Origin of the sequence: Streptomyces sp. NPDC001544 (assembly GCF_042894285.1) — a bacterium.
Taxonomy (GTDB): domain Bacteria; phylum Actinomycetota; class Actinomycetes; order Streptomycetales; family Streptomycetaceae; genus Streptomyces.
Window position 1 is genome coordinate 161,323 of sequence record NZ_JBIAVN010000010.1, and the last position, 19,192, is coordinate 180,514.

17 protein-coding genes and 1 riboswitch are annotated in these 19,192 nt (G+C 71.1%); of the genes, 7 read left to right on the forward strand and 10 right to left on the reverse strand.

Going from position 1 to position 19,192, the window contains the following annotated elements; all coding sequences use genetic code 11:
- Nucleotides 1-120 precede the first annotated feature (120 nt).
- On the reverse strand, nucleotides 121-1,335 hold the full coding sequence (gene fahA, locus ACFY0F_RS24945) for a fumarylacetoacetase (protein ID WP_388798324.1): 1,215 nt from the start codon (nucleotides 1,333-1,335) through the stop codon (nucleotides 121-123).
- Between the two features lie 284 nt (nucleotides 1,336-1,619).
- Here fahA and ACFY0F_RS24950 point away from each other — a divergent pair, with 284 nt between their 5' ends.
- Entirely contained in the window at nucleotides 1,620-2,441 is an 822-nt protein-coding gene (locus tag ACFY0F_RS24950; protein WP_388798327.1) for an HAD family hydrolase, read from the forward strand.
- A 17-nt stretch (nucleotides 2,442-2,458) separates the two neighbouring features.
- Here the strand turns inward: ACFY0F_RS24950 and ACFY0F_RS24955 are convergent, their stop codons facing one another.
- Nucleotides 2,459-2,938, reverse strand: coding sequence for a transglycosylase SLT domain-containing protein (locus ACFY0F_RS24955; RefSeq protein WP_388798329.1), 480 nt, complete (start codon nucleotides 2,936-2,938; stop codon nucleotides 2,459-2,461).
- Between the two features lie 5 nt (nucleotides 2,939-2,943).
- Nucleotides 2,944-3,127: riboswitch (cyclic di-AMP (ydaO/yuaA leader) on the reverse strand.
- Between the two features lie 527 nt (nucleotides 3,128-3,654).
- On the opposite strand from ACFY0F_RS24955, the gene ACFY0F_RS24960 reads away from it, so the two are divergent.
- The 4 genes from ACFY0F_RS24960 (at nucleotide 3,655) to ACFY0F_RS24975 (ending at nucleotide 8,040) form a co-directional block, all read left to right on the forward strand.
- A complete protein-coding gene (locus tag ACFY0F_RS24960) occupies nucleotides 3,655-4,665 on the forward strand; it encodes a polyprenyl synthetase family protein (RefSeq protein WP_388798332.1) in 1,011 nt (336 codons plus the stop codon).
- A 240-nt stretch (nucleotides 4,666-4,905) separates the two neighbouring features.
- Nucleotides 4,906-6,135 carry an outer membrane lipoprotein carrier protein LolA gene (locus ACFY0F_RS24965; RefSeq protein ID WP_388798335.1) on the forward strand — a complete coding sequence of 410 codons (1,230 nt, stop codon included), beginning with the start codon at nucleotides 4,906-4,908 and terminating at the stop codon, nucleotides 6,133-6,135.
- Nucleotides 6,136-6,197: 62 nt separating this feature from the next.
- Nucleotides 6,198-7,172, forward strand: a complete 975-nt coding sequence (locus ACFY0F_RS24970; protein WP_388798337.1) for an ABC transporter ATP-binding protein — start codon at nucleotides 6,198-6,200, stop codon at nucleotides 7,170-7,172.
- The gene (locus tag ACFY0F_RS24975) at nucleotides 7,159-8,040 is read left to right on the forward strand and encodes an ABC transporter permease (RefSeq protein WP_388798340.1); all 882 of its coding nucleotides are present in this window, start codon (nucleotides 7,159-7,161) and stop codon (nucleotides 8,038-8,040) included. Before ACFY0F_RS24970 ends, ACFY0F_RS24975 begins: the two co-directional genes overlap by 14 nt.
- A 13-nt stretch (nucleotides 8,041-8,053) precedes the next feature.
- Here ACFY0F_RS24975 and ACFY0F_RS24980 read toward each other — a convergent pair whose 3' ends face one another.
- Nucleotides 8,054-8,641 (reverse strand): flavodoxin family protein, encoded by a 588-nt coding sequence (locus ACFY0F_RS24980; protein WP_388798343.1) that lies wholly within the window; start codon nucleotides 8,639-8,641, stop codon nucleotides 8,054-8,056.
- Between the two features lie 204 nt (nucleotides 8,642-8,845).
- Here ACFY0F_RS24980 and ACFY0F_RS24985 point away from each other — a divergent pair, with 204 nt between their 5' ends.
- Nucleotides 8,846-9,847, forward strand: coding sequence for a hypothetical protein (locus ACFY0F_RS24985; protein WP_388798346.1), 1,002 nt, complete (start codon nucleotides 8,846-8,848; stop codon nucleotides 9,845-9,847).
- A 33-nt stretch (nucleotides 9,848-9,880) separates the two neighbouring features.
- On the opposite strand, the gene rarD is transcribed toward ACFY0F_RS24985, so the two are convergent.
- Together rarD and ACFY0F_RS24995 are read right to left on the reverse strand one after the other, a co-directional pair.
- Complete coding sequence (rarD, locus tag ACFY0F_RS24990) at nucleotides 9,881-10,912, reverse strand: EamA family transporter RarD (protein ID WP_388798349.1); 1,032 nt, start codon at nucleotides 10,910-10,912, stop codon at nucleotides 9,881-9,883.
- Between the two features lie 136 nt (nucleotides 10,913-11,048).
- Nucleotides 11,049-11,903 carry an SDR family oxidoreductase gene (locus ACFY0F_RS24995; RefSeq protein WP_388798352.1) on the reverse strand — a complete coding sequence of 285 codons (855 nt, stop codon included), beginning with the start codon at nucleotides 11,901-11,903 and terminating at the stop codon, nucleotides 11,049-11,051.
- Between the two features lie 96 nt (nucleotides 11,904-11,999).
- Here ACFY0F_RS24995 and ACFY0F_RS25000 point away from each other — a divergent pair, with 96 nt between their 5' ends.
- Nucleotides 12,000-12,389, forward strand: a complete 390-nt coding sequence (locus ACFY0F_RS25000) for a winged helix-turn-helix transcriptional regulator (protein WP_388798355.1) — start codon at nucleotides 12,000-12,002, stop codon at nucleotides 12,387-12,389.
- A gap of 14 nt (nucleotides 12,390-12,403) precedes the next feature.
- On the opposite strand, the gene ACFY0F_RS25005 is transcribed toward ACFY0F_RS25000, so the two are convergent.
- From ACFY0F_RS25005 to ACFY0F_RS25025, 5 genes are all read right to left on the reverse strand, one after another.
- Nucleotides 12,404-13,483, reverse strand: coding sequence for a 2-oxoacid:ferredoxin oxidoreductase subunit beta (locus tag ACFY0F_RS25005; protein ID WP_388798358.1), 1,080 nt, complete (start codon nucleotides 13,481-13,483; stop codon nucleotides 12,404-12,406).
- Nucleotides 13,476-15,404, reverse strand: coding sequence for a 2-oxoacid:acceptor oxidoreductase subunit alpha (locus ACFY0F_RS25010; RefSeq protein ID WP_388798361.1), 1,929 nt, complete (start codon nucleotides 15,402-15,404; stop codon nucleotides 13,476-13,478). Before ACFY0F_RS25010 ends, ACFY0F_RS25005 begins: the two co-directional genes overlap by 8 nt.
- Before the next feature lie 138 nt (nucleotides 15,405-15,542).
- Nucleotides 15,543-16,202, reverse strand: a complete 660-nt coding sequence (locus ACFY0F_RS25015) for a LuxR C-terminal-related transcriptional regulator (RefSeq protein ID WP_388798634.1) — start codon at nucleotides 16,200-16,202, stop codon at nucleotides 15,543-15,545.
- A 233-nt stretch (nucleotides 16,203-16,435) separates the two neighbouring features.
- Nucleotides 16,436-17,806, reverse strand: a complete 1,371-nt coding sequence (locus ACFY0F_RS25020) for a sensor histidine kinase (protein WP_388798364.1) — start codon at nucleotides 17,804-17,806, stop codon at nucleotides 16,436-16,438.
- Nucleotides 17,807-17,918: 112 nt separating this feature from the next.
- The gene (locus tag ACFY0F_RS25025; RefSeq protein WP_388798367.1) at nucleotides 17,919-19,115 is read right to left on the reverse strand and encodes a sensor histidine kinase; all 1,197 of its coding nucleotides are present in this window, start codon (nucleotides 19,113-19,115) and stop codon (nucleotides 17,919-17,921) included.
- Between the last annotated feature and the right edge of the window lie 77 nt (nucleotides 19,116-19,192).

Genomic DNA, 19,192 nt, shown 5'->3' on the forward strand with positions numbered 1-19,192 from the left:
AGCTCTCGTTCGGCCGGGCCCTCGTCCTCTCAGCAGGCCGGGCCATCGTCCCGGTCGCCAGACGGCACGGCACGGCGGGACGGGAAGGGACGGGGCAGGTGGTGCCGACCCGTATTTGTGTCAGCTGTTTGTCACGACCCGACCGCTGACCTCCCCCAGCCCCACCCGGGCCCCGTCCGCCCCGGGCGCCCACGCCGACAGCGTCACCACGTCGCCGTCCTCCAGGTAGGTCCGCTTGCCCTCCGGGAGTTCGAGCGGATCCCGCCCGTTCCAGGTCAGCTCCAGCAGCGAGCCGCGCTGCCGCTCCTCGGGTCCGCTCACGGTCCCCGATCCGTACAGGTCACCGGTGCGCAGCGACGCACCGTTCACGGTCATGTGCGCCAACTGCTGCGCGGCCGTCCAGTACATGGTGGAGAAGGGCGGCTCGGACACCGGATGGCCGTTGATCGCGATGGTGATCCGCAGGTCGTAGCCGCCGGGCTCCTCGCCGGAGTCGTCCAGGTAGGGAAGCACCGGGTGGGTCCGCTCGGGCGGCGCCACGCGCGCGTCCTCCAGGGCCTCCAGCGGGGTGATCCACGCCGACACCGACGTGGCGAAGGACTTGCCGAGGAACGGTCCGAGGGGGACGTACTCCCAGGCCTGGATGTCCCGCGCCGACCAGTCGTTCAGCAGGGTCAGCCCGAAGACGTGCTCGCGGAAGTCGCCGAGCGGAACCGGCTCGCCCCGCTGCGAGGGCACGCCCACGACGAAGCCGACCTCGGCCTCGATGTCGAGGCGGGTCGAGGGCCCGAACACAGGAGCCGGGTCCCCTGGGGCCTTGCGCTGCCCGTGCGGCCGTACGACGTCGGTGCCCGACACCACGACGGTGCCGGAGCGGCCGTGGTAACCGATCGGGAGGTGCTTCCAGTTGGGGGTCAGCGGTTCCTCGGCGTCGGGACGGAAGATGTGGCCCGCGTTCCGGGCGTGGTGCTCGGAAGAGTAGAAGTCGACGTAGTCGGCGACCTCGAAGGGCAGGTGGAGGGTCACCGAGGACAGGGAGTGGAACAGCGGTTCGATGGTCTGCCGGTGCGCGGGCACCGTCACCCAGCCGGTCAGAGCACGTCGCACGTCCGACCATGCCGTGCGTCCGGCGGCCAGCAGCGGGTTGAGGGTGGGGTGCGCGAGCAGGGAGGCGTAGGGCGAGCCGAGCGCCCGTGCCGCCGCGCCCGCGTCGAGGACATGGTCGCCGAGCCGGACACCGACGCGTCGTTCATCCGAGCCGGCCGGGGAGAAGACGCCGTAGGGGAGGTTGTGCGGGCCGAAGGGATCGCCCTCGGGGACGTCGAAGGGGAGCATGGGGTGCTGCCTCGCTCTCATCCGTGCCATCACTGCAGGCCGTTGCATGCGGTCGGGCCACACGTTACGGGTGAGTCTCGAGTCCTGGCAGTGTGCCGGGCAGGGTGGCGGATGTGTCTGATTCACCGGCCTTCCCGACGCGGCGTCCCACGGCCCGGTCACGCGCTTCGTCCGCGGGCACCGGGCCGGCCTCGCCGCGTCCGGCGAAGCACCCGGCGGCGGTGCACGGCTGAGGCCGAAAACAGCGGTGAGTTGCCGGGGCGTGGTGTCCGTATTCTCTGATCATGGCCGCACCCCCCGGAAATCCGCTCCCCGCCTTCACCCTCGTCGCGACCGATCTCGACGGAACGCTCCTGCGTGGCGACGACACCCTCTCCGACCGGTCCCTGGCCGCCCTCGCGCGTGCCGGGCACGCGGGTGCCCGGCACCTCGTGGTGACCGGACGCCCGGCACCGCGGGTGCGGCCGCTGCTCGACGACCTGGGTGGCAGGGGACTCGCGGTGTGTGCCCAGGGGGCGCAGGTGTACGACGCCGGTGCCGACCGCCTGCTGTGGTCGGTCACCCTGGACCGGGAGCTGGCCGAGACCGCGCTCGGCAAGATCGAGGCCGAGGTGGGGGAGGTGTACGCGGCCGTCGACCAGGACGGGGTGGACGGGCTCACGCTCATCGAACCCGGTTATCTGATGCCCCACCCGACGCTGCCCGCCGTGCGGGTCCGGCGGCGCGACGACCTGTGGTGCGAGCCGATCAGCAAGGTCCTGCTGCGCCATCACACACTGACGGACGACGAGTTGGCCGCCACGGCCCGCGCGGCCGTGGGCTCGCTGGCGACGGTCACCATGTCGGGACCGGGAACCGTCGAATTGCAGCCGTGCGGTGTGACCAAGGCGACCGGGCTGGCGCTGGCCGCCGACCACCTCGGGCTGAGCCCCGACAGGGCGGTCGCCTTCGGGGACATGCCCAACGACATCCCGATGTTCGACTGGGCTGCGCACGGTGTGGCCATGGCCAACGCGCACCCGGAACTCAAGGCGGTGGCCGACGAGATCACTTTGTCGAACGAGGACGACGGCATCGCCGTCGTCCTCGAAAGATGCTTCCCGTGAGGGAACCGGTCAGCCGGTCAGTACGCGCCGTACACGTTGTCGATCGAGCCGTAGCGGTGGGCGGCGTAGTTGCAGGCGGCCGTGATGTTGGCGATCGGGTCGTAGATGTTCCACGAGGTGCCGGACACGTGGTAGGCGTTGAACGTCGGGGCGATGACCTGCAGCAGGCCCTTGGACGGAGTGCCGGCGGCGGCGTTGGAGTCCCAGAGGTTGATGGCCAGCGGGTTGCCCGAGGACTCGCGCATCACGTTGCGGTAGATGCCGTTGTACGTGCCGGGGATGCCGTGCTGCGCCATGACCGCGAGCGAGTCGCGGATCCAGCCGTCCAGGTTGTTCGGGTACGTGACCGTGCTGGGCGCGGTCGTGGGCGTGGCGGCCGAGGCGCTGGTCGCGCCGGCCAGCGGCAGGGCGATCACGGCGGCCCCGGCGCCGGCGGCGGCGAGTCTGCGGGCGATGCGGGCGAAGCGGGCAGGGCGGTGCTGAGCGGCAGCAGACATGGCGAAGTTCCTCTCCGTCGCCTGCGAGGTGAGCTGTCGGGTTCGGGCTGGGAGCTGCCCGGCCGTGCCGCCCGAAGGCGGCACGACTTCACCCCGAGCCGTCCCGGGACGACGGGTGTCGCCCGGACCGGCGGCTTACCTGGGTCCCCCGCTCCTGCCGTACGCGAATGAGTTCGTCGATGGGTCTGATGGGCGGCGGCAGGATTCGGCGTCCGCCCGACGGCCGGGAACGTATGCGAGAGCACATGTCCGGAACAAGCCTTGGATTCACACAAAGTCCTAGTTGACCTTGTTCTATCGTGTATGGGGCACTTGATCCTTTGCGTCTGCCAAGCCTCAACTGGCCAGAGGTGAACGGGGAAAAGCGGTCTGGGGTGTCGGGCCCCTCCTGGTAGGCGGCGTGACCCAATTCACGAAATGGCAATCGCGGCAAATAGGGCATGAAGGGCGCGGTGCCGGTAATCCCGGCGGGCAGGGTGAGGGGAGTCGGCTGCTTTGGTCGAGGTACTCCAGTCGTACTTCCGGGTAAGCGGATAAATATCCGTCCTTATCGACCGATCGAAAACATAACGGTCGTGATCCGATAGCGCCCGGCCTGTAACGGTGGGCGCCCTCGGTGATCGAAAGCCGACCGGATACGCTGACTCGAGTGAGGGCAGCGACCTATCGACAAACCGCGTAATCGCCAGCAGACACCAGCAGACAGGAGACCCCTCGTGACCGTCGTCGGGCCATTCGGGCTGAGCGTGCGGGACCAGGCTCTGGAAGCCGATGTCCAGGCCGGATTGGCGGCTGTCGAGGAGGGTCTGCTCGAAGCCACCAAGAGTGAGGTCCCCTTCATCACCGAGGCCGCGCAGCACCTCGTGCGCGCGGGCGGGAAGCGGTTCAGGCCGCTGCTCGTGATGCTCGCGGCGCAGTTCGGGGACCCGTACGCACCCGGGATCGTGCCCTCGGCCGTCGTCGTCGAGCTCACCCACCTGGCGACGCTGTACCACGACGACGTCATGGACGAGGCCACGGTGCGCCGCGGCGTGGACAGCGCGAACGCCCGCTGGGGCAACTCCGTCGCCGTCCTCACCGGCGACTTCCTCTTCGCCCGCGCCTCGCAGATCCTCGCCGACCTCGGCCCCGAGGCCGTACGGGTGCAGGCCCTGGCGTTCGAGCGGCTGGTCACCGGGCAGATCCTGGAGACCGCCGGGCCGCAGGACGGCCGGGACCCGGTCGAGCACTACCTGGACGTGCTGAGCGGCAAGACCGGCTCGCTGGTCGCGGTCTCCTGCCGCTTCGGCGCGATGATGTCCGGGGCCGACGAGGCGGTGGTGGACGTCCTCACCCAGTACGGCGAGCGGCTCGGCGTCGCCTTCCAGCTCGCGGACGACGTCCTGGACATCGCGTCCGACTCCCACGAGTCCGGCAAGACCCCGGGCACCGACCTGCGCGAGGGCATCCCGACCCTGCCCGTGCTGCGCCTCAGGGAACGGGCGGCGAGGCTCGGGCTGGCCGAGGACGTCGCCCTGTGCCGCCTGCTCGACTCCGACCTGACCGACGACGCCCGGCACGCCGAGGCCCTCGCCGGCCTGCGCGCCCATCCCGCGCTGGAGCAGGCCCGCCGGGACACCGTGCGCTACGCGGAGGACGCGCGTGCGGCGCTGGCCCCACTGCGCGAGTGCGACGCGAAGGCGGCGCTGATGGAACTGTGCGACGCGGTGGTCCACCGGGCCGGTTAGCAGGCGCCCCGCTCACTTGTGCCCCCGACCCCTACGGGTCGGGTGGAGATCTCGCCTCCCCGTGTCATACCGCAGGCGTACGTCGAGTTGGCTCCCGGGGCTGACGCGTCCTCACGGCCGATTTGGTCAGATGGAAACCACGGAAATCACCACTCCTCACCGATTCGGGTGAGAATGGCGGCTCAGGGTGGGACCAAACGTGTGAGGACGGCCGCCGCCGACGACGGAGGTAAGGCACACATGGCACCGTACGAATCCGACGACACCACGGCCGACGACGCGATGGTCGACGACACCGCGGCCGCCGGACGCCGCAAGGCGGCCCGCTACGTCGTTCCGGTCGCGGTGGTGGGGGTGGCGGCGGCGACCATCGGGCTGGTCCCGGCGCTCGCCGACTCCGGTGACCCCGATCTGCCGAAGATCACCGCGCAGCAGCTCATAGACAAGATCGCCAAGTCGGACGTGCAGCAGCTCTCCGGCACGGTGCGGGTCAGCACCGACCTCGGTCTGCCGGATCTCGGCGGCCTGGAGAGCGGCCTGCTGTCCGGGGCCGGCCAGGGCGGCGGCGGATCGTCGGCGGACCCGCAGTCCAAGTTCACCGAGCTGCTGACGGGCAGCCACACCCTGCGCGTGGCGGCCGACGGGCCGGACCGTCAGAAGGTGTCGCTGATCGAGCGCGCCGCCGAGTACAGCCTCATCCACGACGGCAAGGACGTCTGGGGCTACGACAGCAAGTCCGACGAGGTCTACCACGGCACCGCCGAGCAGCACGGCAAGGAGCAGCGGGAGAAGACCCCCGCCACGCCGAAGGACTTCGCCGACGAGGCCCTGAAGTCCGTCGACGACACCACGTCCGTGACCGTAGACGGCACCGTCCAGGTCGCCGGCCGGGACGCCTACAAGCTGCTCGTCAAGCCGAAGCAGTCCGGCACCACGGTGGGTGCGATCAGCATCGCGGTGGACGCGAAGACAGGGATGCCGCTGAAGTTCACCCTCACCCCGGCGAGCGGTGGCGCCGCCGTGCTGGACGCGGGCTTCACCCAGGTCAGCTTCGCCAAGCCGGCTGCCTCGACCTTCCACTTCACCCCGCCCAAGGGCGCGAAGGTCACCCAGCAGGACGACGCCGGCAAGGCGCCCGGCAAGGGCTTCCCACAGCCCGGGAAGGGCGCCCCGAAGTCCGAGGGGGACCTCGCCAAGGGAGCCGACGGCTTCAAGGTCATCGGCAAGGGCTGGAACTCGATCGCCACCTTCGACAGCGGCAGCGAGGGCGGCGGCCTGCCCTCCGGTTCGGGCGGCGGCGACCTGGGCGGCTTCCTCGGCTCGATCGGCGACCACGTCACCGGCAAGTTCGGCAAGGGCACGGTGTTCTCCACCCGCCTGGTCAACGCCCTGATAACCGACGACGGCAAGGTGTACGTCGGCGCCGTGACCAAGAACGCGCTGGTGAAGGCGGCCGACGCGGCCCGGTAGGCGCCGGTCGCGCCACGCGGGTACCCGCGCACGACCGCACGCACGAGGAATCGGGGGAGCCGATGGACGAACCGTCCGCCACGGAGCCGGACACGCGGCGCACGGATGACAGTGTCATCCGCACCCGCGCGCTCACCAAGCGCTACCGTGGCGGGCAGCTCGCCGTCGACGGTCTCGACCTGACCGTCCCGGCAGGCAGCGTCTTCGGCTTCCTCGGTCCGAACGGCTCCGGCAAGACCACCACCATCCGCATGCTGATGGGGCTCATCGAGCCCACCTCCGGCACCGCCCGCGTCCTGGGACATCCCATGCCCCGGGCCACGCGCACCGTGCTCCCGCAGGTCGGCGCGCTCATCGAGGGACCGGCCCTGTACGGCTTCCTCACCGGCCGGGACAACCTGCTGCGCTACGACGCCGCCGACCCGACCGCCGATCCCCGCACCCGGCGCGCCCGCGTCGCGGCGGCACTGGACCGGGTGGGGCTGACGGCCGCCGCAGGCAAGAAGGCGAAGGCCTACTCCCTCGGCATGAAACAGCGCCTGGGACTGGCCGCCGCACTGCTTCAGCCCCGCAGACTGCTTGTCCTGGACGAGCCGACCAACGGGCTCGACCCGCAGGGCATGCGGGAGATCCGCGCCCTGGTGCGGGAACTGGCCTCGGACGGCACCACCGTGTTCCTCTCCTCGCACCTCCTCGACGAGATCGAGCAGGTGTGCAGCCATGTCGCGGTGATGTCACGCGGCCGGCTGATCACCCAGGGCACGGTGGCCGAACTGGCGGCCGGGACACGCGGGCGGCTGATGGTCACCACGCCGGATCCGGGTGAAGCGGCCCGGGTGCTCAAGGAGCAGGGGGTCGGGGACGTGGTCGTGGCCGACGACCGGGTGAGCGGTGAACCGCCCGACCGTGACCTCGCCGAGCTGAACGCGGCGCTGGTGACGGCCGGGGTGCGGGTGCGCGGCTTCGGAGTGGAACGAGCCTCGTTGGAGGACGCGTTCGTGGCGCTGACGGGGGAGGGCTTCGATGTCGCCGGCTGAGGCGGTGGCCGTACGTCGGCCCACCCCGCTGTGGACCTTCGGGCTGCTGCGCAACGAACTGGTCGTCACCTTCCGTCGCTGGCGCACGCTGGCGCTGCTCGGTGTGCTGGCCGCGGTGCCGGTCCTGGTCGGGGTCGCCGTGAAGATCGAGACGCGGGGCGGCTCGCCGGCCGGCGGCCGCGGTGGCGGGGGCGAGGGCCCGGCGTTCATCGCGCAGATCACCAACAACGGGCTGTTCCTGGTGTTCACGGCTCTTGCGGCGACGCTCCCGTTCTTCCTGCCCATGGCCGTCGGCGTGGTGGCGGGCGACGCGATCGCGGGCGAGGCGGGCACCGGGACGCTGCGCTATCTGCTGGTCGCCCCGGCCGGTCGCACCCGGCTGCTGCTGACCAAGTACGCGACGGTCATGGCCTTCTGTCTGGCCGCCACCTTCGTGGTTGCCGCCTCCGCCCTCCTGGTGGGCGCGCTGCTGTTCCCGCTCGGCGACCTGACGACCATCTCGGGCACGCGGATCGGCTTCGCCGAAGGCCTCGCCCGTGCCCTGCTGATCGCCCTGGTCGTCGCCGCGTCACTGGTCGGCGTCGCGGCGCTCGGCCTGTTCGTCTCCACGCTGACGGGTAGCGGCATCGCGGCGATGGCGACCACGGTCGGCCTGCTCATCACCGTCCAGATCCTCGACCAGATACCCCAGCTGCACGCACTCCAGCCCTACTTCTTCTCCCACTACTGGCTGTCCTTCGCCGACCTGATGCGCGATCCGGTCTACTGGGACGACCTGGTGAAGAACCTCGGTCTCCAGGCCCTGTACGCGGCGGTGTTCGGGTCGGCGGCCTGGGCGAGGTTCACGGCGAAGGACATCACCGCGTAGCGGAGGGCAGTGCTCAGCGGTCCTGGTACGGGAAGCGGGCGAGCGGCGCCTCGCCGGCGAAGAACGTCTTCGCCCGGGTCAGTGCCTCGGTGTCCTTGCGTACGTCCCCGCGTGCGCTGCCGTTGCCGAGCAGCACGCCGCCGAAGCGCATCCCCAGGTAGGCGGCCGAGTTGTTGAGCGTGCCGATGAGCGGGTCGGCCACCGAGGGCTCCCGGTCGGCGAGGGCGGCGACGCCCCACAGGGTGCGCCCGGCCATGGCCGCCTTGAAGTCGAGGCCGGGGGTGCGCAGCCAGCCGGACCAGTGGTCCAGGTAGCGCTTGGCGAGGCTGGACACCGAGTACCAGTACAGCGGCGAGGCGATCACGATGTCCGTGGCCGCGAGCGTCGCCTCCAGTAGCAGGCCGGTGCTGGTGTCGGCGGGCGGCCGCACGTGGTCGCTGTCGCGCCGCAGGTCCTCGAAGTCGGGCAGCGGGTGCTCGGACAGGCTGATCCACTGCTGCGCGACGTCCCCGGGCAGTTGTTCGGCGGCGGTGCGGGCCAGGAGTTCGGTGTTGCCGTCGGCGCGGGCGCTGCCCAGCACGAACAGGAAGCGGCGGGTCATGGGTCCCCCAGGGATCGGCATGGTCGTCGTACGACGCGAGTACAAGCGCCTGCATTATATGCACACGCAAGCAATTGCCCAGGGGGCGCCCGGCTGGTGCGAGGCTGTGACGTCGTGGTGACGCGGGGACGGGGGTGTAGCGGGGACACTCGGGGGCAGGGACGCGTACGACCGGATCGTGATGCCGGGGGAGTGAGGAAACCGATGGCTCGACTCAGCTTCGAGAAGAAGCGGGACCAGTGGAGCGACCTCCACCCGGCAGCCCCGCTCGATGTGCGGGTGTCGGGCTCGGGCAGCGCCTCCGTCGGCGGCGTGGCCGTCGTCGCGGCCCCCGGCCAGGAGATCCAGCAGGCCGTCCTGAACCATCTGCAGCGCCTCGCCATCAGCCTCGGCCGGTCCGTGCAGGCCACCATCCACGACGAGCGCGTCGGCTGCGTCGTCCCGCTCGAGGTGGACGTGGACGGCGCCAGCCGCTTCACGGGTGAGCCGGAACTGCGCGGACCGGTCACTCCAGCGCAGTCGCCCCGGACCGCCGCCGTGCAGCCGTCCCACGTCGGCGCCCCGCAGCCGCCCCGTCCCACGGCCCTCCTGCCGTCCCACGGTGACACGCCCGCGCCGGCGCCGCCGCTCCCGGCGCGGAACCACGAACCCGACGCCCGGCACCACACGCCCGCCCGGGGCTTCGACGCGGTCGCCGAAGCGGTCCTCGGCGACGGACCGGTGACCGCCACCGCGGAGGGCGCCGAACTGCTCACCGAACCCATGACGCGGATCAACGAGGCCGTCATGGAAGGCCGTATCGCGACGGCCGCCGAACTCGCCGAGCGCACCGTCGTGCACGCGTCGGACGTACTGGGCGCCGGTCACCCCGAGGTGCTCCGGCTGCGCGAACTGACCGCCTACATCGCCTACCTGGCCGGCGACCCGCTGCGCGCCTTCCACCTCTCCCTGGACCTCGCCCGCCTCCACCACCGGGCCCGCAACAGCGAGGCCGCGTACGGCAACGTCCAGAGCGCCGCCACCGCCTGGCGCGCGGTCCGCGACCCCGAGCACGGCCTGCGCCTGGGGCGGGACCTGATCGACCTGTGGACCGAGCTCGCGGCGGAGCCGGGCCCGGCGGGCGACGACCTGGAGCGTCTGGAGTCCGCCCGGTCCCGCATGGTCCGCCTGCGGGACCGTGCCGCCAAGGCGGCGTCGGGCGTCTGACGGTCTCTTGCGTGCGCGGGGCCACGGGGGCGTTCAGGAGGCCGGTTCCGCCTCGGGGCCGGACGCGACGCCCTCCGGTTGCCGCACCACGGTGCCGGTGGGGGTGACGGGCTCGGTCGGGGCGACGATGTCCGCCGGTTCGGCGGCCAGGGTGCGGGCCGACAGCTCCCGGGCCGTCCGGTGCGCGGTGCGCAGCGCGTCCCAGGTGAGCAGGGTCAGCGCCAGCCAGACGAGCGCGAAGCCGGCCCAGCGCTCGGGCGGCATGGCCTCGTGGAAGTACAGGATGCCCAGCAGGAACTGGAAGACGGGCGCCAGGTACTGCAGCAGGCCCAGCGTGGACAGCGGCACCCGGATCGCGGCCGCCCCGAAGCAGACCAGCGGCAGCGCGGTGACGACGCCGGTCGAGGCGAGCAGCGCGGCGTGCCCCGTGCTGCCTGTGCTGAACGTCGACTCGCCCCGCGCGGTCAGCCACAGCAGATAGGCGAGCGCCGGCAGGAACTGGATGGCGGTTTCCGCGGCCAGTGACTCGACACCGCCGAGGTTGACCTTCTTCTTCACCAGGCCGTAGGTGGCGAAGGAGAAGGCGAGGCACAGTGAGATCCACGGCGGCCGCCCGTACCCGACGGTGAGGACGACCACGGCCGCGAAGCCGACGCCGACCGCGAGCCACTGCGTGGGTCGCAGCCGCTCCTTCAGGAGCAGCACGCCCATCGCTATGGTGACCAGCGGGTTGATGAAGTAGCCCAGCGAGGCCTCGACCACGTGCCCGCTGTTCACCGCCCAGATGTAGACGCCCCAGTTGACGGTGATCACCCCGGCCGCGAACGCGACCAGGGCCAGCCGTCGGGGCTGCCGGAGCAGCTCGCCGGCCCAGGCCCAGCGCCGTACGGCCAGCAGGGCCACGGCGACGAAGGCGAGGGACCACACCATCCGGTGGGCGAGGATCTCCGCCGCGCCGGCCGGCTTCAGCAGCGGCCAGAACAAGGGCACGAGACCCCACATCCCGTACGCCGCGAAGCCGTTCAGCAGGCCTGTCCGCCGCTCACCCCTCGACTCCGCCGCCATGGGCTCCTCCTGCTCACTTCGTACGTCTGTCCGCCCGCACGAAGGTAACGCCGGACACCCCCGCCTGTCATGCCCGTATCGCCATACGGTCATGACAGGCGGGGGTCGGAGGCCCAAGGGCTTCAGGCGCGGGAGTTCAGCCCTTGAGCGCGGCGCTGATCGCCTCGGCCAGCGGGGTGGTCGGACGGCCGGCCAGCCGGGACAGGTCGCCGCCGGCGACGACCAGCTCGCCCTTCTCGATGGACGCGTCCACACCCGCCAGGATCGCGGCGAACGGGGCCGGCAGGCCGGCGCCCGTCAGGATGCCCTCGAAGGCCTCGACGGAGACGGGGTTGTAGACGATCTCCTTGCCGGTCTGCCGGCTCAGCTCGGCCGCGTACTCGGCGAAGCTCCATGCCTCGTCGCCGCCCAGCTCGTACGTCTTGTTCTCGTGCCCCTCGCCGGTCAGCACCGCCACCGCGGCGGCGGCGTAGTCGGCGCGGGAGGCCGAGGAGACCCGGCCGTCACCGGCGGCCGCGACGACCGCGCCGTGCTCCAGCACCGGGGCGAGGTTCTCGGTGTAGTTCTCGTGGTACCAGCCGTTGCGCAGCAGCGCGTACGGCAGACCGGAGGCCAGCAGCGCCTTCTCGGTACCGCGGTGGTCGTCGGCGAGCGCGGCGGTCAGACTGCCCGGCGCGCTGGTGTAGGCGAGGAGGGCGACACCGGCCGCCTTCGCGGCGTCGATGACGACCTGGTGCTGCTGGACGCGGCCCTTGTCGAACTCGTTGCCGGAGACGAGCAGCACCTTGTCGCCGGCGGCGAAGACGCCGTCGAAGGTCTCCGGGGCGTTGTAGTCGGCGACCGCGATGCGCACGCCCCGCTCGGCGAAGTCGGCGGCCTTCTCAGGGGTGCGGACGACCGCGGTGATCTGCTCGGCCGGGACCTTCTCCAGCAGCTGCTCGACGACGTGGCGGCCCAGGTGGCCGGTGGCTCCGGTGACGACGATGCTCATGATTCAGCGAACTCCTTGTGGGGTGCGTCTTCTGACACTCACCCTAGGAGCTGCACTAACTTCTGGAAAGTACCCACTTTGAAGTAAGGTACTTGCATGGCCGTAAGCAAGCTGGACCCCGTGGGTGAGGCGATGTGCCCCTACCGCCTCGTCCTGGAGCACGTCACCAGCCGCTGGGGAGTGCTCGTGCTGATCCATCTCCTCGACCGCCCCCACCGCTTCAGCGAGCTGCGCCGGGCGATCGGACGGGTCAGCGAGAAGATGCTCACCCAGACCCTGCAGACCCTGGAGCGCGACGGCCTGGTCCACCGGGACGCCCAGCCGGTCATCCCGCCGCGCGTCGACTACTCCCTGACCGGGCTGGGCCGCGAGGCGGCGGAGCAGGTGCGGGGGCTCGCGATGTGGACGCAAGCGCGGATGGACGACGTGGAGCAGGCCCGCGCCGCATATGACGAGGCCCGGGCGGCACAGACCCGGGCCTCCTGAGACACCGCCCCCCGTCAGCCGACGACGGTCCAGGTGTCGCCGCCGGCCAGCAGGGCGGCCAGGTCGCCCTTGCCCTGGCGTTCGACGGCCGTGTCGAGCTGCTCGGTCATCTGCTCGTCGTAGACCGGGCGGTCCACGGAGCGGAAGACGCCGATGGGCGTGTGGTGCAGCGTGTCGGGGTCGGCCAGCCGGGAGAGGGCGAACGCGGTGGTGGGGGACGTCGCGCGGGCGTCGTGGACCAGGATGTCTGCCTCGTTGTCGGGGGTGACGGTGACCACCTCCAGATCGCCGGTGCGCCGGTCGCGTACGACCCCGCGGCTGCCGTCGGGGCCGAAGCGGATCGGCCGGCCGTGCTCGAGACGGATCAGGGCCTCTTCGGCCTGCTGCCTGTCTTTGAGGGCGTCGAAGGCGCCGTCGTTGAAGATGTTGCAGTTCTGGTAGATCTCGATCAGTGCCGTGCCCGGGTGCTCGGCCGCGGCGCGCAGAACCTCGGTGAGGTGTTTGCGGTCGGAGTCGATGGTGCGCGCGACGAAGGAGGCTTCCGCGCCCAGCGCCAGTGACACCGGGTTGAAGGGGGCGTCGAGGGAGCCCATCGGCGTGGACTTGGTGATCTTGCCGACTTCGGAGGTGGGGGAGTACTGCCCCTTGGTCAGGCCGTAGATCCGGTTGTTGAACAGCAGGATCTTGAGGTTGACGTTGCGGCGCAGGGCGTGGATGAGGTGGTTGCCGCCGATGGACAGGGCGTCGCCGTCACCGGTGACCACCCACACCGACAGATCGCGGCGGCTGGTGGCGAGGCCGGTGGCGATGGCGGGGGCACGGCCGTGGATGGAGTGCATCCCGTAGGTGTTCAGGTAGTACGGGAAGCGGGAGGAGCAGCCGATGCCGGAGACGAAGACGATGTTCTCCCTCGCCAGGCCGAGTTCGGGCATGAAGCCCTGGACGGCGGCCAGGATCGCGTAGTCCCCGCAGCCCGGGCACCAGCGCACCTCCTGGTCGGACTTGAAGTCCTTCATCGACTGCCTGGCCGCGGCCTTCGGCACGAGGGAGAGCGCCTCGATCGTGCCCGTGCCTTCCGTGGACGTCTCAGCCATCGATGGCCTCCTTCAGCGCGGTGGCGAGCTGTTCGGCCTTGAACGGCATGCCGTTGACCTGGTTGTAGGAGTGGGCGTCGACCAGGTACTTCGCCCGGATCAGCGTGGCGAGCTGCCCGAGGTTCATCTCGGGGATCACCACCTTGTCGTATCTGCGCAGCACCGCACCGAGGTTGCGTGGGAAGGGGTTGACGTGGCGCAGGTGGGCCTGCGCGACCGACTCCCCGGCGTTGCGCAGCCGGCGCACGGCGGCGGTGATCGGCCCGTAGGTGGATCCCCAGCCCAGCACCAGGGTGGACGCCTCCTGCGGGTCGTCGACCTCGATGTCGGGGACATCGATGCCGTCGATCTTCGCCTGACGGGTGCGGACCATGAAGTCGTGGTTGGCCGGGTCGTAGGAGATGTTGCCGCTGCCGTCCTGCTTCTCGATCCCGCCGATACGGTGCTCCAGCCCGGCGGTGCCCGGCACCGCCCAGGGGCGGGCCAGCGTCTGCGGGTCCCGCTTGTACGGCCAGAACACCTCACTGCCGTCGTCCAGCGTGTGGTTCGGGCCGGTGGCGAACCGCACCCGCAGGTCGGGGAGCTCGTCCAGTTCGGGGATCCGCCAGGGCTCGGAGCCGTTGGCCAGGTAGCCGTCCGAGAGCAGCACCACCGGTGTGCGGTACGTCAGCGCGATCCGGGCGGCCTCCAGGGCGGCGTCGAAGCAGTCCGCGGGCGTCCTGGGGGCGATCACCGGGACCGGGGCCTCGCCGTTGCGGCCGAACATCGCCTGCAGCAGGTCCGCCTGCTCGGTCTTGGTCGGCAGCCCCGTGGACGGGCCGCCGCGCTGGATGTCCACCACCAGCAGCGGCAGCTCCAGAGACACCGCCAGACCGATCGTCTCGCTCTTGAGCGCCACACCAGGGCCGGACGTCGTGGTCACCGCGAGTGAGCCGCCGAACGCCGCGCCCAGCGCCGCGCCGATCCCCGCGATCTCGTCCTCCGCCTGGAAGGTCCGCACACCGAAGTTCTTGTGCTTGCTCAGCTCGTGCAGGATGTCCGAGGCCGGGGTGATCGGGTACGAGCCCAGGAACAGCGGCAGGTCCGCCTGCCGGGACGCCGCCACCAGCCCGTAGGCCAGAGCCAGGTTCCCGGAGATGTTGCGGTAGGTGCCCACCGGGAACGCCTTCGCCGCCGGCGCCACCTCGTAGGAGACCGCGAAATCCTCCGTGGTCTCCCCGAAGTTCCAGCCCGCCCGGAACGCGGCGATGTTCGCCGCCGCGATCTCCGGCTTCTTCGCGAACTTCCCCTTCAGGAACTTCTCCGTGCCCTCGGTGGGCCGGTGGTACATCCACGACAGCAGCCCCAGCGCGAACATGTTCTTGCTGCGCTCGGCCTCCTTGCGGGAGAGATCGAACTCCTTGAGCGCCTCGACGGTGAGCGTCGTCAGCGGCACCGGATGCAGGCTGTAGCCGTCCAGCGAGCCGTCCTCCAACGGGTCGGAGGCATAGCCGACCTTCTGCAGGGCCCGCCTGGTGAACTCGTCCGTGTTGACGATGATCTCCGCACCGCGCGGCAGGTCGGCGATGTTCGCCTTCAAGGCCGCCGGGTTCATCGCCACCAGCACGTTCGGCGCGTCACCCGGGGTGAGGATGTCATGGTCGGCGAAGTGCAGCTGGAACGACGACACACCCGGCAGGGTTCCGGCGGGAGCACGGATCTCGGCCGGGAAGTTCGGCAGCGTGGACAGGTCGTTGCCGAACGACGCCGTCTCCGACGTGAAGCGGTCACCGGTGAGCTGCATCCCGTCACCCGAGTCGCCGGCGAACCGGATGATCACTCGGTCGAGGCGGCGGACGTCCTTCACCCCCGCCGGTTTGCGCTGCTCTCCCACGACGGCTCCGTCGGCCTGTTCCGCTGCGCTGCTGACCTGGCTGGTCACTGAACTGGACCTCCTCGAGGCGGCTGTCCGGGGCGTGGTCGTCCCGTGGACCTTCCCAGGATCAACCCTACGTCGCTTAGGGTCGCCTTCCCTCGGCCATTCGCATGATGGACGGCGATTCGCCGGGGGCCGACCCGGTCAGGAGTTCAGGTACGTGAGGACCGCCAGCACACGCCGGTGGTCGCCGTCACTCGGCGACAGACCCAGCTTCAGGAAGATGTTGCTGACGTGCTTCTCCACGGCTCCGTCGCTGACCACCAGCTGCCGGGCGACCGCCGAGTTCGTCCGGCCCTCGGCCATCAGCCCCAGAACCTCCCGCTCCCGCGGGGTGAGGCCGGCGAGCACATCCTGCTTGCGGCTGCGTCCGAGCAACTGCGCGACCACCTCCGGGTCCAGCGCCGTACCGCCCGCCGCCACCCGCACCACCGCGTCCACGAACTCGCGCACCTCGGCGACGCGGTCCTTGAGCAGGTAGCCGACGCCGTTGCTGGAACCGGCCAGCAGTTCGGTGGCGTAGCGCTCCTCCACGTACTGTGACAGCACCAGCACACCCAGTCCGGGATGCGCTTTGCGCAGCCGTACGGCGGCCCGGACACCCTCGTCGGTGTGGGTCGGCGGCATCCGGACGTCGGCGACCACCACGTCGGGCAGGGTGCCCTGCGCCTCCAGGTCGGCGATGGTCTTGATCAGCGCCTCGGCGTCCCCCACACCGGCGACCACCTCGTGTCCGCGATCGGTCAGCAACCGGGTCAGGCCCTCCCTGAGCAGCACTGAATCCTCGGCGATGACCACCCGCACCCTGTTCTCCACGATCTTCCGGCCCCCCACGCCCGCCGTCCCCGTCTGTTCCTGTGAAGGTTCAGCATTCCAGCATCGCGAGCGGGCCGTGGCCGGACAACGGGATTTCCTCGGCGGTCAGCGGGCGGTCGACAGTCTGCGGTCTGCGGTCTGCGGTCTGCGGTCTGCGGTCTGCGGTCTGCGGTCTGCGGTCTGCGGTCTGCGGTCTGCGGTCTGCGGTCGACCGTCGGCCGTCAGCGGCGCCAGGGCAGCTCCGCCGTCACCCGGGTGGGGCCGCCGACCGGGGAGTCCACCACGAGGATCCCGTCCACCGCGTCCAGCCGCTCGGCCAGCCCGGCGAGCCCCGAGCCGGCGGACACGTCCGCTCCACCGGCACCGTCGTCCATGACCTGGAGCATCAGCCGGTCCTCCGACCGCCACACGTCCACGGTGGCCGACGAGGCCCGGGCGTGCTTGCTGACGTTCTGCAGCAGCTCGGAGACCGTGAAGTAGGCGATCCCTTCGATGGCCGGGGCGGGCCGTTCGCTGAGCTCCACCTCGACCTGGACGGGCACGGTGCAGCGGGAGGCGACGGAGGACAGGGCGGCGTCCAGGCCGCGGTCGGTGAGGACGGCCGGGTGGATGCCCCGGGCCAGGTCGCGCAGCTCCTGCAGCGCCGTCTTCACCTCGCCGTGCGCGTCCTCGACCATCCGGGCCGCCGCCTTCGGGTCCTCGGTGAGCTTCTCCTTCGCCAGCCCGAGGCCCATGGCCAGCGCCACCAGACGGGCCTGCGCGCCGTCGTGCAGGTCACGCTCGATGCGCCGCAGGTCGGCCGCCGCGGTGTCGACCACGACACCGCGGTCCGACTCCAGCTCCACCACCCGCTTCGCCAGCCGCGACGGCCCGAGCAACCCCACCACCAGCAGCCGGTCCACCATCGTCAGGGCCCGGACGATCCACGGCGTGGCGATCGTGAAGAGCAGCCCGACCAGCGCGGTCACCGCGATCTCGAACGGGTTGTCGAGGTAGACGCTGTGGTGGGTGTCGCCGTACAGCTGCAGACCGCCCTGCCCGCCGTACATCGGGAACACCCAGAACCACAGCGGGTACGTGAGCAGCGTCCAGCCGCACGTCCAGAAGGTGACGGCGACGCAGAACGAGAACACCGCCCACGGGAAGTGCAGCAGCGTGTACAGCAGGTGCCGCCAGGACGTGCCGCTCTTGAGGACCGCCCCCATCCAGGCCGGCGCACCGCTCTTGCGCACCCGCAGCGGCTCGGGGTCGGTCACCTCCAGCCGGAGCAGCCCACGCGCCCGTGCCCGCTCCAGCGCCCCGATGCCCCGGCACCCCGCCAGCGCACCGGCCAGCACCGGGATGCCGAGGAACGTCACCAGCAGGCCCGCGCCCAGCGCCACCATGGTCACTGCGTACGTGAACGTCACGCTCGCGACCGGCAGGTTCAGCAGGACGTAGCCGAACTCGCGCCAGCTGCGCGCCTCCAGCGGTGTCCGCAGCGCGGCGGGCAGCCGGTGCCGGCGGTGACCCCGGCCGTCGGTGCCGCGGGGTCCGGGCAGGTCGTCGTACCCGTAGCCCTGCCTGTACTCCTGTCCGTACCCCATGGTCATCGGTGTCGTCCCGTTCTCCTCGTCCGACGGCTGTCCTGCCGTACGTCCAGACTGCTGCGGCGCAGGTCGACGAGCCATGGAGGCCGTCGGCGTCTTCGGCGGGGGGTTTTCCCTACCCGCGCCCGTGGGGCTGCGTCCGGTCCCGCCAGGGCAGCTCGGCGGTGACGGTGGTGGGTCCGCCCGGCGGAGAGTCGACGACGAACAGCCCGTCGACGGCACCGAGCCGCTCCGCGAGCCCCCGCATCCCGGTGCCGCCGTCCAGCCGCGCGCCACCGCGCCCGTCGTCCCGGACCTGGATCAGCAGCCGGTCCCCGGACCGCCACACCTCGACGGACGCGGACCCCGCCCCGCTGTGCTTGCTGACGTTCTGCAGCAGCTCGGAGACGGTGAAGTAGGCGATGCCCTCGATCGCGGCCGCGGGCCGCTCCGTCAGGTCGGCGGTCACCTTCACCGGCACGGTGCAGCGGGAGGCGACGGAGGACAGGGCGGCGTCCAGGCCGCGGTCGGTGAGGACGGCCGGGTGGATGCCCCGGGCCAGATCGCGCAGCTCCTGCAGCGCCAGTTTCACCTCGCCGTGCGCCTCCGCGACCATGACGGCCGCCGAATCGGGATCCTCCAGCAGCTTCTCCTTCGCCAGGCCGAGCCCCATCGCAAGGTTGACCAGACGGGCCTGCGCGCCGTCGTGGAGGTCGCGCTCGATGCGTCGCAGGTCGGCCGCCGCCGTGTCCACCACCACCCCACGATCGGACTCCAGTTCGGCGATACGACGTTCGAGCTCATTCGAGGGTGACAACAGCCCGCGCACCATCGCCCGGTCCGCGTTCGCCAGGCCCCTCGCGATGAACGGCAGCACCGGCCACAGCACGAGCAGCGAGGTCAGCGTGGTGGCAAAGGTGAGAACGCCCCAGGGCAGCCGGACGAAGTCGTACAGCAGCGTCCGCCAGCCGACCGGATCCTTCAACGCCATCCACAGCCGCTGCAACAGACCGCCGCCCTTCCGGAGCGGCAGCGGGGTCGGCTCCTCCACCCGGACGCCGAGGAGCGCCCGCGCCCGGCCCCGCTCCAGCTTCCCCAGCTGACGCGCGCCCAGCAGACTCGATGCGAGCAGCGGGAACCCGACCACGGTCAGTGTCAGGATGCCGCTGACCAGCAGCACGCTGAAGACGTAGGTGAAGCCGAGGAGCGCCACCGGCAGGTTGGTCAGGAGATGGGCGATCTCCTTCCAGGTGTGCTTGTCGTAGGCGAAGCGCGCCGGCGGCAGACGGTGGTCGTCGGCACGGTCGTCGGCACTCGAGTCGGGTGCGGTCATACCGCGTAGCGTGCCGTGCCCGGCGCCGCGGCGCCATGAGGTCCGCCGCCACCATGGGCGGGGGAAAACCCCACCCT